The organism is Pseudoalteromonas sp. GW168-MNA-CIBAN-0100, from assembly GCF_040309225.1.
Taxonomy (GTDB): domain Bacteria; phylum Pseudomonadota; class Gammaproteobacteria; order Enterobacterales; family Alteromonadaceae; genus Pseudoalteromonas; species Pseudoalteromonas arctica.
Genome location: NZ_JBEOOL010000479.1, coordinates 1 through 280 on the forward strand (window position 1 = coordinate 1; position 280 = coordinate 280).

At 45.4% G+C, this 280-nt stretch carries 1 pseudogene; it reads left to right on the top strand.

The features are described 5' to 3' along the window. Positions 1-280: pseudogene (locus AAEY62_RS22035) on the top strand (putative metalloprotease CJM1_0395 family protein); the annotation flags it as partial.

Genomic DNA, 280 nt, shown 5'->3' on the forward strand with positions numbered 1-280 from the left:
TACGGAGACTGCTCGGCGTGACAATCAGTTACGTGAAGTCATTCCCCCAGCCGCTGCAAACACCGCTGGTAGTACTGAAAACAAAGCTCAAAGTGATGCAGAAAAAGCCAAACTACCTGGTAACAGCGATAGTTCAACTTATACTGCAAGCGGCAAAATTGCAGACAACAAAATTATTGAACAACGCGAAGGCAATGCTGATAGTGATCAAGATGATGCCGAGCAAGAAAAACAGCAAGCTGCCGAAGAAGTTAGTGAGCAAGAAGAGCTTCAACTTGAG